At 47.7% G+C, this 15244-nt stretch carries 14 protein-coding genes; 4 read left to right on the forward strand and 10 right to left on the reverse strand.

The window, feature by feature from the left end; translation table 11 throughout:
* The first annotated feature begins 23 nt into the window (after window positions 1-23).
* Window positions 24-308 carry a hypothetical protein gene (locus tag LPA26_RS04035; RefSeq protein ID WP_229007425.1) on the forward strand — a complete coding sequence of 95 codons (285 nt, stop codon included), beginning with the start codon at window positions 24-26 and terminating at the stop codon, window positions 306-308.
* Window positions 266-493 (forward strand): helix-turn-helix domain-containing protein, encoded by a 228-nt coding sequence (locus LPA26_RS14340; protein WP_370634314.1) that lies wholly within the window; start codon window positions 266-268, stop codon window positions 491-493. Before LPA26_RS04035 ends, LPA26_RS14340 begins: the two co-directional genes overlap by 43 nt.
* A 154-nt stretch (window positions 494-647) precedes the next feature.
* Here the strand turns inward: LPA26_RS14340 and LPA26_RS04040 are convergent, their stop codons facing one another.
* From LPA26_RS04040 to mutL, 4 genes are all read right to left on the reverse strand, one after another.
* A complete protein-coding gene (locus tag LPA26_RS04040; protein ID WP_229007426.1) occupies window positions 648-1076 on the reverse strand; it encodes a hypothetical protein in 429 nt (142 codons plus the stop codon).
* Window positions 1066-1941: a hypothetical protein gene (locus LPA26_RS04045; protein WP_229007427.1), complete on the reverse strand. Its 876-nt coding sequence runs from the start codon at window positions 1939-1941 to the stop codon at window positions 1066-1068. The genes LPA26_RS04040 and LPA26_RS04045 overlap by 11 nt, the downstream gene beginning before the upstream one ends.
* 173 nt (window positions 1942-2114) lie before the next feature.
* A complete protein-coding gene (locus tag LPA26_RS04050; protein WP_229007428.1) occupies window positions 2115-3050 on the reverse strand; it encodes a 5'-nucleotidase in 936 nt (311 codons plus the stop codon).
* A gap of 37 nt (window positions 3051-3087) precedes the next feature.
* The gene (gene mutL, locus LPA26_RS04055) at window positions 3088-4971 is read right to left on the reverse strand and encodes a DNA mismatch repair endonuclease MutL (protein WP_229007429.1); all 1884 of its coding nucleotides are present in this window, start codon (window positions 4969-4971) and stop codon (window positions 3088-3090) included.
* 35 nt (window positions 4972-5006) lie between these two features.
* Here mutL and LPA26_RS04060 point away from each other — a divergent pair, with 35 nt between their 5' ends.
* On the forward strand, window positions 5007-6530 hold the full coding sequence (locus LPA26_RS04060) for a helicase-related protein (protein WP_229007430.1): 1524 nt from the start codon (window positions 5007-5009) through the stop codon (window positions 6528-6530).
* Window positions 6531-6690: 160 nt separating this feature from the next.
* On the opposite strand, the gene LPA26_RS04065 is transcribed toward LPA26_RS04060, so the two are convergent.
* On the reverse strand, window positions 6691-8028 hold the full coding sequence (locus tag LPA26_RS04065; protein ID WP_229007431.1) for an N-acetylmuramoyl-L-alanine amidase: 1338 nt from the start codon (window positions 8026-8028) through the stop codon (window positions 6691-6693).
* Entirely contained in the window at window positions 8019-8477 is a 459-nt protein-coding gene (gene tsaE / locus LPA26_RS04070) for a tRNA (adenosine(37)-N6)-threonylcarbamoyltransferase complex ATPase subunit type 1 TsaE (protein ID WP_055825215.1), read from the reverse strand. The genes LPA26_RS04065 and tsaE overlap by 10 nt, the downstream gene beginning before the upstream one ends.
* On the opposite strand from tsaE, the gene queG reads away from it, so the two are divergent.
* On the forward strand, window positions 8476-9576 hold the full coding sequence (queG, locus tag LPA26_RS04075) for a tRNA epoxyqueuosine(34) reductase QueG (protein WP_229007432.1): 1101 nt from the start codon (window positions 8476-8478) through the stop codon (window positions 9574-9576). The two genes, tsaE and queG, sit on opposite strands and share 2 nt — an antisense overlap.
* A gap of 90 nt (window positions 9577-9666) precedes the next feature.
* Here queG and LPA26_RS04080 read toward each other — a convergent pair whose 3' ends face one another.
* From LPA26_RS04080 to glgC, 4 genes are all read right to left on the reverse strand, one after another.
* The gene (locus LPA26_RS04080; RefSeq protein ID WP_229007433.1) at window positions 9667-10605 is read right to left on the reverse strand and encodes an ROK family protein; all 939 of its coding nucleotides are present in this window, start codon (window positions 10603-10605) and stop codon (window positions 9667-9669) included.
* Window positions 10598-12055, reverse strand: coding sequence for a 4-alpha-glucanotransferase (gene malQ / locus LPA26_RS04085; protein ID WP_055866668.1), 1458 nt, complete (start codon window positions 12053-12055; stop codon window positions 10598-10600). Before malQ ends, LPA26_RS04080 begins: the two co-directional genes overlap by 8 nt.
* A gap of 80 nt (window positions 12056-12135) precedes the next feature.
* On the reverse strand, window positions 12136-13845 hold the full coding sequence (locus LPA26_RS04090) for a glycoside hydrolase family 57 protein (RefSeq protein ID WP_055825227.1): 1710 nt from the start codon (window positions 13843-13845) through the stop codon (window positions 12136-12138).
* Window positions 13846-13884: 39 nt separating this feature from the next.
* Complete coding sequence (gene glgC / locus LPA26_RS04095; RefSeq protein WP_055825230.1) at window positions 13885-15207, reverse strand: glucose-1-phosphate adenylyltransferase; 1323 nt, start codon at window positions 15205-15207, stop codon at window positions 13885-13887.
* Window positions 15208-15244: the final 37 nt, after the last annotated feature.

A 15244-nucleotide genomic window follows, 5' to 3' on the forward strand; every position in this document is an offset into this window, starting at 1 on the left:
TGAAAACAGGACCAGCTTAAGCTTTGCCTGGAGAATTATTATTTGGAGAGGTTACCACCTATGAATTAACCGTCTTGAAAGTATTCGCCAGCAGCTCAAAATCTTCATCAGTTAACTTGATATTGATCGCCTGCATATATGAGCTCGAAGCAAAATCTGACCGGGTGCAAATGGTGTTTTCCTATGTCAAAGAAAACCTGAAAGCAGATTTATCCGTTGAATCCTTGGCAGAAGTCGTCAACCTGAGCTCGCGCCAATTAGTAGTGTGTTCACCGAAGAAACAGGCTTGCCCCCGGCAAAAGTCGTAGAAAGGCTACGAGTAGAATCTGCAAGGCTAATGATGGAAACAGGCCACCATCGAATTGAAATCATTGCCCGAGAAACAGGCTTTGGTGACCGTGAACGTATGCGGCAGGCATTTCTCAGGGCTTATCGGCAGCAACCTCAATCCATACAGCGGATTTCGTCTGGGAGTGCTAGGCTGTCAGTGTAATTGAATATAACAGAAGCTAATCACTATGTGGATCAATTCTAAAAAGTTGCTATTTATACAAGCGCAAAGTTGCGACATTTACTCATAATGTCGTCAAGCTCACGCAATATTGCAAACAAATCCACTGACTCGCCACGAAATGTTAGAACTCCCGTCAGAGGATTATAGAACCGATGAATATTTGGGACGTTACTTCCCCAAACCGGCTTAAATGGATCAATATAAGAATCCATGTAAACTGCAGAATTGGTTTTTTGAACCAGTCTTCGATGCGCTCATCGTAGTGCTCAAAATGATTGCGGAGCTTGCGATCAGAAAGTAGGCTTTGATCATCAATACTCAGTAAAGCTCGCAACGCTTCTCCTCTTGGAATGGAGATTTTTCGAGAAGGCCAAAGTATTTTGGAAACATTCCCCGCAGCAACAAGGATAGATTGAATTGAACACCACACTTCTAACGCGTCAAAACTATCATTCATCGCACATAGGCGTTCAGAAGCTCGTTTCGCAATGTTTGCCTGCTTGACGACCTCGGAAATAAAGACCATCTCTGCAAGTGGTTTGATTCTATCGTTACTGAACATTTCGTATTCTCGAAAGATTGTCGCCAATTTCTTGAATAGCAGCTCGTAATACTTGCAGACAAATTTTTGCCGTATGCTCCCTTGGAGAGAAGCCAGAACTCATTTGCTCAAACGGATGTATGTAGTTTCGGAAGTCTCTTAAGGAATGGCTGAACTTGTATGTGTCATGCTGTATCAAGCCCAATTCCTTGGCAACATCGATAAAACCACTAAGATTCCACAAGTGAAATTGCTTAACTCTCAAATTGCTATCTTTTGGAGATGACTTGGCAGAATTGAATTGCTGTGGATGCTGAATAGCCAACCCAAGAAAAATACCTTCCAATGCGCTTCCTGCCAAAAGTATTACTGCCAGCGGTGAGCCAGAGTTAAAACACTTTTCAATTTCCTTAACTCTCTGCTGAAGGACATCAGTAATAGCATTTTCGAGTTTTAGCATTCTAAGGTCGATGTTCGTAAACTCTCGACTCAGAAAGTCATTCTCTGAATCTTTTTGCTCTCCGGATTGAATTTCCACTTTTTCAAGTTTCTGAAAATAGATCTCAGTTTCGCGTCGAACAACCTTCCATTTGTCGAAGGCAAAGTATTGGTTGAACTCTTTTATCAGGAGATCTAAGTCTTGAACTCTGCCGATAAAATTTACAGGAGCAAAGGTATTTTTGATGCACTGATCGATATTCGGCGTTCCATTGATTTTCGCCAAACGTTCATCGGTGAAGAACCAGCGGGAAGGAAAGCCCTGACCATATGAGTCGTTGAAACCCAGATCATTGAAAAACTGAACCAGTTTTGGGCCAGATCGATATTCTGACTTTTCATTGATCATTTCTCGAAGACATTCAAGTGTCTTTTTGCAGAGAATCATTTGTTAGTGGCTCTCAATAGGAAATGTTTAGCACAATATATAGATAGGAAAGCAATCTATAGCTTAAAAATTTATTAAACATCATTGCCCCCGCGTAGTATCTTAAATACATCATTCAAACTTATTTGAAACTAGTTTGGTATGCTTCTATTAAAGGTTCCACATCTTTGATTTTACTTAATTTTCTTATTCGCAACGCCAAACGGAATATGCACCATCGGAATATCTCCCGCTGAAGATTTCAAATGGCTACGCTGATCATCAAAGAACATATGCGGTTTTAACACCGATAGAATTCTCGCTTTTTCCATTCCGCCCAGGAAAAACGACTCATCCGCAGAAACGCCCCATTCTTTTAATGTTGTCACGACACGTTCGTGAGCAGGTGCACTCCTGGCTGTAATAATGGCAATTTTCAGTATTTTTTTATAATTGGGATTTTCGCTCAGGAGTTTGTCTTCCAGCTTTTGCATCAAAGACAGTTTTTTAAACAGATCCGCCAAAGGCCCTGCCTGATGTGGGATAGATTGCTTGGCAACCTCATGCGCTTCAAATTCGGTTAGATCATTATTCGTTTTAAAAACAGCTTCAGCTTCGTCATCCGCAATCACGCCATCAAAGTCAAAGGCGATTCTCAACTCCGTATCAGTCTCATCATCATAGACTTTTGAGGGTAAAACTACGCCTGCGGGATAATCTAAATCTATCGCACTTTGCACATCCGCTTCGTTGGCACTCAGAAATAGTGAGGTGTTGAATGCGGGAATATATTCATGCGGAGACCTGCCTGTCATAAAACTGGCGCGTGAGATATCCAGGCCGTAATGTTGGATTGATCTGAACACTCTCAACCCTGTTTCCGGTGAGTTTCTTGATAACAGCACAACTTCTACCGGTAACTCTTTGGGAAAGGCCTTGTTAATTGCCAGGAACCTGCGAATAAAGGGGAACGCAACGCCTTTTGCAAACGGAACATTAATGTTCTTTTCTTGATGCTGGCGATACTCCTCTACGCCGTGGGTTTTATAAACCTCATGAGATTCAGTTAGATCAAACAAAGCGCTTGAAGCAACACTAATGACTAACTTTTGTTCAATTGGATAAGTCATAACCTATTATTTTCATTGAGTTTTATACAGGCTAAATTTATTGCCCGCGCATAAACATCTTATCCAGATCATTCAAGCTAACCTGGAACCAGGTCGGTCGGCCGTGATTACACTGCCCGCTTCTTTCAGTCGCTTCCATATCCCTTAGCAAAGCGTTCATTTCAGTGAGTGTGAGCTGCCTGTTGGCTCTGACAGCGGCATGGCAAGCCATCGTACCTAGCACTTCATTCTGTCTTTCCTGCAATACCCGGCTGGCACCGTACTCATGTAGATCACGCAGCACCGCGCGGGCCAATGACACCACATCAGCATCTTGCAACATAGTCGGGACGGCACGGATGGCAATGGTGGTCGGCGACAAGGTAGCTAAATCAAATCCTAGCTGTTGTAAGGTATCGCTGCCTTGCAGAGATTGCAATGTCGCAACTTCTACTTTTTCTGCATAAAAGCTCATTGGGATCAGCAATGGCTGTGTGGCGATGGCTTGCTCACTTAAAGCACTTTTCAGGCGCTCGTACATAATGCGTTCGTGTGCCGCGTGCATATCGACGACGACCATACCTTGCGTATTTTGGGCTAGGATATAAATGCCGTGCAATTGGCCTAGCGCGAAACCGAGTGGATATTGTTGCGCTTGTGGCGCTGATTCTTGAGTGAGAACGGCTTCAGACAGTGATATCGGGTTTAAGTAATCTTCTGAAAGAGCGTTTTCTTGGATACTCCCCAATACACTCACGTTAGTAGGTTTCAGGTCACCATACATTTGCCCGTAAAATTGTTGGGCAATAGCTGCGCCATTACTGATGGTCGGCTGGTAATTGCCATCGAAAACCGAGCGGTTTTGCAGGGGTATTTCCACTTGCTGGGGCGGCATGGATAGCCCGGGCGTAAACGGGTTAAATGGCGCTTGCACCGGCTGGCTGGCTTGTATTTCGGCTGAAGTCTTGCCTAATGCTTTGTGCAGGCTATGGAAAATAAACCGGTGTACGGCTTGCGATTCGCGGAAGCGGACTTCGGTTTTGGCCGGGTGTACGTTGACATCAACTAATGACGGATCCAGTTCGAGGAACAACACGAAGGCCGGATGTTTATCGCCATGTAATACGTCCTGGTAAGCCTGTTTGATGGCATGCGCAATCAACTTATCGCGCACAAAACGGCCATTCACAAACACATATTGCGTATCGCGGCTATGGCGTTGATAGGTAGGCGATGCGGTCATGCCCCACAGGCGCAAACCACCGTTGCCTTCATCCAGCCAGACGCTTTGTGAGGCAAACTCGTTACCTAAGACATCGGTAATACGTTGCTGTGGCGTATTTGCTGCCAGCCGCATAATGGCTTTGCCGTTATGTTGCAGTAAAAAACCAATTTGCGAGCGCGACAAGGCGATGCGGGTAAATGCATCTTCGCAATGGCCGAACTCGGTGTTTTCAGTTTTCAGGAATTTGCGGCGGGCTGGAGTGTTGAAATACAAGTCATGTACCTCAACAATAGTACCCTCATCAAGCGCTGCCGGGCTGATTGGCTGACCTTGCGTGCCTTCAGCACTAATCTGCCAGGCATGGCTGGAAGCCTGCTGGCGGCTGGTAAGCACAGTGCGTGAAATTGAAGCGATACTCGCCAGCGCTTCACCACGGAAGCCGAGACTGCCAACCTGCTCCAGGTCTTCCAGGCTCTGGATTTTACTGGTGGCATGCCGCGTCAAGGCGAGTTCCAGCTCATCTTTGGCAATGCCGTGGCCATTGTCAGTGACTTTGAGTAGTTTAGTGCCACCTTGAATTAATGCCACTTGAATCTGGGTGCTACCGGCATCAACACTGTTTTCAAGGAGTTCTTTGAGTGCCGAGGCCGGGCGTTCCACCACCTCACCTGCAGCAATTTGACTGATGAGTTGATCGGGAAGTAGTTTAATTTGCATCTGCTTATTCTACCTGTTTTGCTAGAATGGAGGCCATGTCGCTTTCCGATTTCCAGGCCTACCTCAACCGTTTTGCCCTCGCCCGCCAGCTTAAACGCCAGCATCACTTTTATGTCGGCCCGACCAATTCAGGCAAGACCTACCAGGCCCTGGAAACCTTGCGTAAAGCGGAGTCTGGCGTTTACCTGGCGCCCCTACGTTTACTGGCGATGGAAGTGCGGGACCGGCTGATGCAGGCAGGCGTGGCGTGCAACCTGGTCACGGGTGAAGAACGAGTTATGGTTCCTGGGGCGAGACATACCGCTTCCACGATTGAAATGCTGCGGCCAGATATGGCGTTTGATGTCGCCGTGATTGATGAAATCCAGATGCTGATGGACCCGGATCGAGGCAGTGCATGGACTGCTGCTTTAGTTGGCGTGCCCGCCAGACAGGTGTTTATCTGTGGCGCCAATAGCGTCACTGAAAGCTGCACCCGCGTGCTGGATGCACTCAATGAGCCTTATACCCTCACCCACTTGCAGCGCATGACGCCTTTGGTGATTGAAGACGCCAGCATTTGCGGTGAACGGTACCATGCAGCCAAGTTGCGAAAAGTATTGCAGGCAGGCGATGCGATTATCGCTTTTAGCCGCAAAGATGTGCTGACGCTGGCAGCCAGGATTCGCCAGTGGGGATTTCAGGTTGCCACTATTTACGGTGCGCTTTCTCCTGAAGTACGTCGCGGCGAATCAGCCCGCTTTGCCAGTGGCGAAGCGCAAATACTAGTGGCCACCGATGCGATTGGCATGGGACTCAATCTGCCTATCCGCAGGGTGATTTTTGCCAATATCCATAAATTCGATGGTGTGGCACCACGCATGCTGAACGCCACCGAAATGCGGCAAATCGCCGGGCGTGCCGGACGGCATGGTTTGTATGACACCGGCTATGTCACTGTGCTGGAAGATGATGAGCAATGGCATTTGAATGAAATGCTGGGCTGCGATGATACCGTGGCACCCTTTGCCCTGCCCATTGCAATCAGCGGCGGCGATATTGAAGATTTAAGCCAGCGGATTCCCACCTGGCGGCTTGCGGAATGTGTGGAATATTTACATACGAAATATCAACGACAATCTGGTACGCAGACCATGCAATGGCAGATCACATCATTGCAGCACCAGCAGGCGCTGTTGATTGATGAAACTGCTCCGCAACTGTCCATGCGTGATAAATATCGCCTGATGTGCGCCCCTCTTGCGATACAGGTACCGATTGCACGTGATTACTTTGTGCAGTGCATACAGGCTATTTATCACCAACAACCGCGCGCATTGCCGATGCTGCCAGAGTGGTTGAAAGGCAAACAAGCGCAATATCTGGAACAGGCAGAACTGATTTGCCAGCATTTAAGTTTGTATAGTTGGCTGGGGTATCAGTATCCTAAAATTTTTACAGATAGCGAATTGGTGGATGAGGCGAGGAAGACTTTGAATGGATTTATCAGCCGGGCGTTGAAGGTGCAGGCGGGATATGGAAAGACGCAGAGAGAGACGGAATTGGCGCAACAGCGCTAGTGTCGTTTTTCGCCTGAGAAGCGAAAAGGAATCGTGCATATCCTAAGAAATAACCAAATACTTAAGTAATACAACGTACTTTTTCTATATTTAAACCAGGCCTGGATTCTGGCCTACGCCAGAATGACGTACAGAAGAACTCGCCTGAGATATCTGACTTTTATTTTTTTGAAAATGAAGGGTTCGTCGCTATATACGACTTCACCCCCGACAGAATCGCATTGACCAACTTATCCTGGTACCCATCATCATTCAACCTGGCTTCTTCTTCAGGGTTACTGATAAACGCAGTTTCTACCAGAATCGAAGGAATGTCCGGTGATTTTAATACCGCAAACGCCGCCTGTTCCACATACTTGGAATGCAAGGTATTAATTTTGGCAATACGCCCCAATACCGCTTTACCCATCCGAATACTGTCATGAATGGTAGCCGTTTGTGATAAATCCAATAAGGTACGTGCCAGGTCCATATCGCGAGTATCAATGGCCACGCCCCCAATCAAGTCCACCGCGTTTTCTTTCTTCGCCAGATAACGTGCGCCGGCACTGGTAGCGCCGCGTTCGGATAATGCAAACACCGAAGAACCACGCGCAGTGCTGTTGATAAACGAATCTGCATGGATAGAGATAAATAAGTCCGCTTTTGCAGCACGCGCTTTTTTAACGCGGTCACCTAATGGTACAAAATAATCACCATCTCGAATCAGGATGGCTTGCATATTATCTTCGGCATCAATCTGTTGTTTCAGTTTGCGTGCAATCGCCAGCGTAATATTCTTTTCGTGGCTACCCTTAGCACCTCTGGCGCCGGGATCCTCGCCACCGTGGCCCGCATCAATCGCGATGGTGATAATTTTCTGGCCTGGTTTTACTTGTTTAGGTTTTTCAACCGGCTTTTCAGCTGGCTTATCTGAAACTGGCTTCTCCACGGGCTTTTCTGCTGATGCACCAGGTGTTACTGGCTCAGCGACTGGCTCGGTGGCACTACCAGGTTTTTCTTCATTGCTACCAGCCTCAGATTCTTGCATTTTTTTTGTATGTGCCAAGGCCGGTGAACCTAGCGGTGGTTCAGTTGTGGCTGTAGCCGGGGCAATGCTGATAGCCAGGCGTTGCTGCGAGTTACCCGCATTCATATCAGTCACCAAAGGTTTGATATCAGATTTGATATCAAACACCAGTCGGGTGGTATTTTCGGTAAATGGCGCAATACGGATTTTAGAGAGATAAGGATGCTGCGGATCAAGCTGCGGTGGCAACGCTTTTAAGGTGGGGCTGATAGCGACTGTATCCATATCAATCACTACCCGAAACGGGTTATCGAGTGTGAATACCCGGTATTTCACCTGCTGGTCCAGCAACAACTCCAGATGCACCTGGCTACCCTGCTGCTGCAAATTGGCTAGAATCACTTCAGCGGCCTGTGACGCGATGCTGAATGCAAATAACAAAGCTGTCAGCAGCCAGACTTTAAAGCATTTAAAACGACTTACTGGCATAAACCTTCCAATGATAGCGGTTGCTGGCTGGTGATATGCAGCACGCGCCCATGTGGCAAAATATCAAACTGAATCTCAATATCGGCAATTGGTAACAAAGTACCTGCATTCTCAGGCCATTCGACCATGCAAATACTCGTGGCATTGAAATAATCCCTGAATCCGGCGGCTTCCCACTCCTCAGGGTCTTGAAAGCGGTACAAGTCAAAATGGTAACATGAACCGATAGACAGGTTATAAGGTTCTACGATGGTGTAAGTTGGGCTTTTGACTTTTCCGCTATGCCCCAGTGCATGCAGGATACCGCGCACCAGCGTGGTCTTCCCGGCACCGAGGTCACCATGCAGGTAAATCACCTGCCCTGGCTGTAACTGCTTTGCCAGCAAACCTGCCGCATGCGTAGTCGCTGCTTCGTCTTTTAAAATCTGTGTAGAATACGTTTCTGTCATGTCAGACCATTTACATCCCGCTCCCATTCAGTTACCTGATCATCATGCTGCCGAAAAAATGGCAACCACGATCAAGGGCTGGGCGCGCGAATTGGGCTTTGGCAATATCGGCATTACCGATACTGACCTGTCCGCCGCTGAGCCAGGATTTATGCGCTGGCTGGAAAAAAAATACCATGGCGACATGGATTATATGGCAAAACACGGCTCCAAGCGCAGCCGACCGGCAGAATTGGTGCCCGGTACTTTGCGCGTGATCTCTGTGAGCCTGGATTACATGCCGGACGATGCACAGGATGGCTGGAAAATTCTCGAAGATACGAACAAAGCTTATGTCGCGCGTTATGCGATGGGGCGGGATTACCATAAAGTCATGCGGCAAAAGCTCCAGCAGTTATGCACACGTATCACCGACACCTTTGGTAGTTTTGAATATCGGGTGTTCGCCGACAGCGCGCCCGTGCTGGAAGTCGCACTGGCAACCAAAGCCGGTGTAGGATGGCGCGGAAAACATACGCTATTACTTAATCGACAACAAGGTTCGTGGTTTTTCCTGGGCGAAATCTATACCAATCTGGCTTTGCCTATTGATCAACCAACGACTTCACATTGCGGCAATTGCAGTGCGTGTATCGATATCTGCCCTACCCAGGCCATCGTCGCACCCTACGAGCTTGATGCGCGGCGTTGTATTTCTTATTTAACTATCGAGCACAAAGGCAGCATTCCATTGGAGTTGCGGTCGTTAATCGGTAATCGCGTGTATGGCTGTGATGATTGCCAGCTTATTTGTCCGTGGAACAAGTTTGCTGTTGCCACTGAAGAAAGCGATTTCGCCGTGCGCAATGGCTTGGACAGCACAGATCTTATCACCTGTTTTGGCTGGACTGAGGGTGAATTTCAGCAACGGATGGCTGGAAGTGCGATTTATCGCATAGGTTATATTCAGTGGTTGCGCAATGTAGCGGTAGGATTAGGCAATGCACCGACTTCTCCCAAAGTAATTGCTGCATTGACAGCAAGACTGCAGGAAGAAAACGAGATGCTACGGGAGCATGTAATATGGGCTTTAGACCAACATAACAATAAAAATAATTAATAAATAACAAACACTTAAGTATTAATATTAAAGCTATTTATTAAAATTTAGTGAATACTTGCCGGAAATGTAACAAACAGACTACATGCATTAGACAGGTATATCTGCGAGCAAAGCTGCCCCTAGCATTCCCGCATTATCTCCAGAAGTTGACATACCCACTTTGACTTTATCGCGTAAAACACGAATCAAATCAGTCTGCAATCGATCTGTAAATGACTCTTTCATCAAGGCCCAGGAAGACACCACTCCACCGCCAATCACCACATTTTCTACATCGACAATGTTTAGCGTTAGCGCAACCGCCTGTGCTAGCTTTTCACCTGCAACTGCAAACACTGATTGCGCTTGTTTGTCACCTTGTGTGGCTAGCGTTGAAACTTCATGCGCTGATAATTGCTTGCCGGTTTGCCTGGCATAGTTTTTACCTATCGCTGTGGCTGATGCATACTGTTCTACACATCCACGATTGCCACAACCACATTCCGGGCCATCATGCTCAACAATCAAATGGCCTAACTCTAATGCGTAACCATGTACCCCTGCCCATACTTTGCCATTGGCAACCAATCCACCACCAATCCCGGTACCAAGACCTGCATATAGCAAACCACCAGCAGGTTGTTCGAGCGAGCAGTACTCACCATAGGCCGCTGCATTGCCATCGTTAACTACGAGTACTTTCCGTCCGAGTTGCTGTGATAAATCCCTGCCCAAATTGACATTAAGTAGCCCGGGGAGATTTGGTGATTGAGCAAGTACACCAGTTTCCGGATTGATAAAACCCGGGAAACCTATCCCTATGCTCTGTATCTCAGGATGCTTATCCAGCATGGTTTGGATTGCCGTGGCAGTCACTTGCAATATATTTTGCCACGCTTGCTCGGGTGAGTTTTGTTTGCAAATAGCGGAATAGTTGGCTTGAAAACGGGTTTCTTCTAACAATATGAGATTAGAGAACACACCTAGTCTTAAGTTAGTGCCACCGACATCCAGTCCCAGGCGCATGGCTGTGCTGGATTCAGGCATAGGCGCGGCCACTTTCCTTTACCAGTTGTTTAAATACGGACACCTTTTCATCGGTGAGTTGTTCCCAATGCATACGCCAGGCCCAGTTATTAATGCTGGTGCCGGGTGTGTTCATACGTGCGCTGCCATCCAGCCCTAAAATATCCTGCATAGGCACCACAGCGAGGAACGCGATGCTGTTTAAGGCCAACCGCATTAAGGCTAAAGGCATTTCTGGCGACTCCTGGCGCACATAGTCCTGTAAATGCAACCGTGCACTTTCGTCTGCCTCCTGATACCAGCCCAGTGTGGTGTCGTTGTCGTGTGTGCCGGTATAGATCACACTGTTTTCATCAATATTCTCCGGCAGATAGGGATTATCGTAACCACTACCAAACGCGAACTGCAGGATTTTCATGCCTGGCAGGTGGAATGCATGCCTTAGGGCATCGACATCCTCAGTAATAATGCCGAGATCTTCGGCCACCAAGCTGAGTTGCGGGAAAGTTTGTAAAATGGTTTGTAAAAGCGCATGGCCTGGAGCGGATTGCCAATAGCCATTGATGGCAGTCGGTTCACTGGCTGGGATCTCCCATGCGGCCTGTAAGCCGCGGAAGTGATCTATGCGCACAATATCGAATAGCTTGGACTGGGTTTCAATACGTCCCAGCCACCAGGAGAAGCCATTAGATTGCATGGCATCCCAGTTGTAGTGCGGATTCCCCCAGCGCTGTCCAGTGACTGAAAAGTAATCTGGCGGCACGCCGGCCACCACAGTCATGTTTGACTGCGCATCCAGTTTGAACAACTCTGGATGCGCCCATACATCAGAACTGTCATAGGCAACAAATATCGGAAGATCACCGAACAGCTTGATGCCGCGCTGGTTGGCATATATTTTTAGCTGGGCCCATTGCTGGAAAAATATATATTGCGTGAATTTGATCAGCGTCAGCCTTTCCTGATGCGTTTCCGCAAATGCCTGCAGCGCCAATATATCGTGCACACGGTAAGCTTCGGGCCATTCATTCCAGCTTTTGTAGCCATGATGCTCCCGCAGGCTCATGAACAGGGCAAAATCTTCAAGCCAGTATTGTTGCGCCTGGCAAAAACGTGCGAAACCTGACCAGCTCAAGCCATGGCCATCCACTTTGGAAATAGCACCATTCGACTGCACGCGCAGCATGACTTTGGAAAATAACTCAGGTTGAGACAGGTTTACTTCATCCGGCAGGCACCAGCCCTCGTTCAAAAGCTGTTTTACACTGATCATCCCGGTATGCCCGGCATGCGCAGAAACGCTTTGGTAGGGAGACTGATCTTCATGCGGCAGGCTGACTGGCAAGGTTTGCCAGATAGAAACTTCCATATCTACCAGATGATTTACAAAACGATACGCATCCGGACCAACATTACCTTCGGGTAATGAGGTGATATGCATTAATACACCAACTTGTCTGGCTTGCGTCATATTGTTTTTATTGAATTGAGGTCTTGTAAGGGTTAAGTGAAAGTAAAGGCGACTGGCTGATCAAGTTAATTGACACCCATTCAAGAAGTCCCTCGACGCATAGTGCCTGCATTTTCGGAATTGCCACCGCCCTGGCTGATAGATTGGGACAGGTTGTCAGGCGGGACTAACCCCAGCAAATGATAAAGATTGCTGAGGTTACGGCGGTAAAGCTTGTCAAAACTGGTGACGCTTTGCGCATTGTTATAATCGCCAAACCACCAGAACCAGTCTGAGCTTTCGCAGACAGACAGTTGCTGCTGGCATTTCTCCTTGGCGGAAACTGAAAGCTTGTGCACGTGCTGGTCATAGTCACGCTTAGCCTCACACAACAGGTCCCATGCGCGGTTTTTGGCTGGTTCGCCGATCCAGGTACTGAAAGTGCCATGCACCCAGCTACCGGCGCTAATATCTTTCAGGAGTTTGGGCTGTGGTAAAACTTGTGATTGCTGCAAAGCAAGAATATCGCTAAAGGTCGTCATCTGGATCAGCGGGTGATTCGCCAGAGTCTGGTATAGCTCCTGCAAAAAGTAATAGCCGTTGTAAGGGTAATATTCCCAGGCATTCTCACCATCGAGAATCACACTTACAACGGGCGTCGTATCTATATCGCTATTGGCGTGAATAGCTTCAAGCGACTGGATAAAATCTTTGACAGCCTCACTTGCGTATTGCTTGGAATATTCAAAGCCAATTTTGTCGGATAATTGGTCATCGCGGAAAAAACAGACGATATCCTGCTGGCCATTAGTGACACGATATGGCTGGTATAAATAGTCTTTCGCATGTTCGTGTTCCAGTCCCAGTTTTTTCAGGCTATTGGCAAGTACACCCTGCCCGGTCGCTGCCCAGGCAACGTCCTGCTCTGCCAATAGTGACAAGGCAGCATGAGAGACTGCTCCCTCTGCTGGCCACATGCCAATTGATTTCTGCCCAAACACTTTCTCATGAAAAACCTTGGCGGCTTCAACATGGGTAATGGCGCGCGCATAACCATCCGGGTAATTCGGCGATTTAGGTAAAGGCGCAACTGGCATTGCGTCTTGTGTGCTTTTGAGGTCAATCAGCAATGGCAGGATAGGATGATAGTAAGGCGTGGTAGTGAGCTCAATCTGCCCTTTGGCAGCCAGTGCCTTGTAGCGCGGTAAAATGCCTTGCATGGTTTCGCTAAGCACCTCCAGCAAAGCTACGCGGTCCTCCAGGGTAAACAGCAACCCTTTTGTCATCAGGCGCTGAATGACTTTACTCTTGCGACGTAAACCTTCGCCCGTCCACGCCAGGTGATACCAAACGAGAAGGTCAGACTTGTACTGGGCAGAGAGGTAATGAAATTGTCCTGTTTTCATCACTGGCTCGACCAACTCATAAAGATGCAACAATCGCTGGTAATGCGGGAACGGACTAAGCATTTTCTCGTGGTGCGCTTTAAAGCAGCTATCCACAATCAACTGGCAATCCGCATCGCTAATATGATCCAGGTCAGGACTGGCCAATAAGCGTAACAAAGGGTCACGCCATTGGCCGATACGTGATTGTTCGGCGTAATCCTGTAATTGCTCTACCAGAATAGGGACAAAATTGAAGGTAACTCTGGCCTTTGGATTCTGTTCAAGATGATAGGCCATGTCACTGTAATCTTTAAGCGCATGCAAATAGGTCCACGGCAGAACATACTCACCACTGACCTGATCCCGGTAATCGGGTTGATGCATGTGCCAATACAGATTCAATAACAATTTTTTATCGGACATACATCTCTCTTTCGTCTTCGACTTACATAGTTCTATAAATTACTTTACACGATACAAATCCTGACCCAGCATGTCTGGCGTGACAAGCACAATGCCTTTTTCGGACACGTAAAAGCGTTTGCTGTCTCGAACTAAATCCACGCCAATCTGCATGCCTGCCGGTATGTCACAACCGCGGTCAATCACAACATTTTTAAGGATGACACCCTGGTTGATCTTCACCTTAGGCAATATGACTGCGCCATCAAGATCGCAGTAATCAGCCACATGCACACCGGAGAATAATACCGAGTTGGAGACGCTTGAACCGCTAATCAGGCAGCCTCCGGATACCAGTGAATCTGTTGCCTTACCCGTTCGACCTTCGTCCTTGAAGACGAATTTTGCAGGCGGCAATTGTTCCTGGTAAGTCCATATAGGCCACTCACTGTCATACAAGTTCAATTCAGGAATGACTTTTGTGAGTTCCATATTGGCTTCCCAATAGGCATCTATGGTTCCGACATCACGCCAATAAAAGCTGTTTCCCAGTGCGCCCACACAGCTATCGGTAAAACGATGCGCCTGCACCCGGTATTTTTTAATAATGTAGGGAATAATGTCTTGGCCGAAATCATGGTTTGAATTGCGGTCGTAGGCATCGCGGATCAGTTGCTCGTACAAGAACTTGGCGTTAAAGATATAAATACCCATGCTTGCGAATGCCTGGGTCGGGTCATCCACCATCGGCTTGGGGTTAGGTGGTTTCTCGTCAAAAGCAACCACACGATCCGTGTTATCCACTTCAAGCACGCCAAAACCTTTTGCATCTTCGAGCGGTACATTGATGCAGGCTATGGTCATATCCGCATTACTGCGCGCATGCGTAGCCAGCATTTTGCCGTAATCCATTTTATAAATATGGTCGCCAGCCAGAATCAGAATGTACTCGCCGCCATTTTCGCGTAACAAGTCAATATTCTGGTAAACCGCATCTGCGGTACCTTTGTACCACTCTTCGCCCAAACGCTGCTGGGCAGGAATAATGTTCACGTATTCATTAAATTCACCACGTAAAAACCCCCAGCCGCGCTGGATGTGCTGAATCAGGCTTTGTGCCTTGTATTGGGTGGCGACATTGATACGACGGATACCGGAATTAATACAATTGGAAAGCGGGAAGTCGATAATGCGGAATTTACCGCCAAACTGTACTGCCGGTTTCGCACGCCAGTCAGTCAGATTTTTTAATCGGCTGCCGCGACCTCCAGCAAGGATAATGGCAACTGTATTTTTTGTAAGGGTACTGATAAACCGGTCAGAATGACGCTCCTGCCGTCGGTTGTATCTTCTGCGTTCTACGAATTCGACTGCTTGAGCCATGATGCCTTCCTGTTTTCCTGATCCTGAAAATCAGCCT

Origin of the sequence: Methylophilus sp. Leaf408, from assembly GCF_916856905.1 — a bacterium.
Lineage (GTDB): Bacteria > Pseudomonadota > Gammaproteobacteria > Burkholderiales > Methylophilaceae > Methylophilus.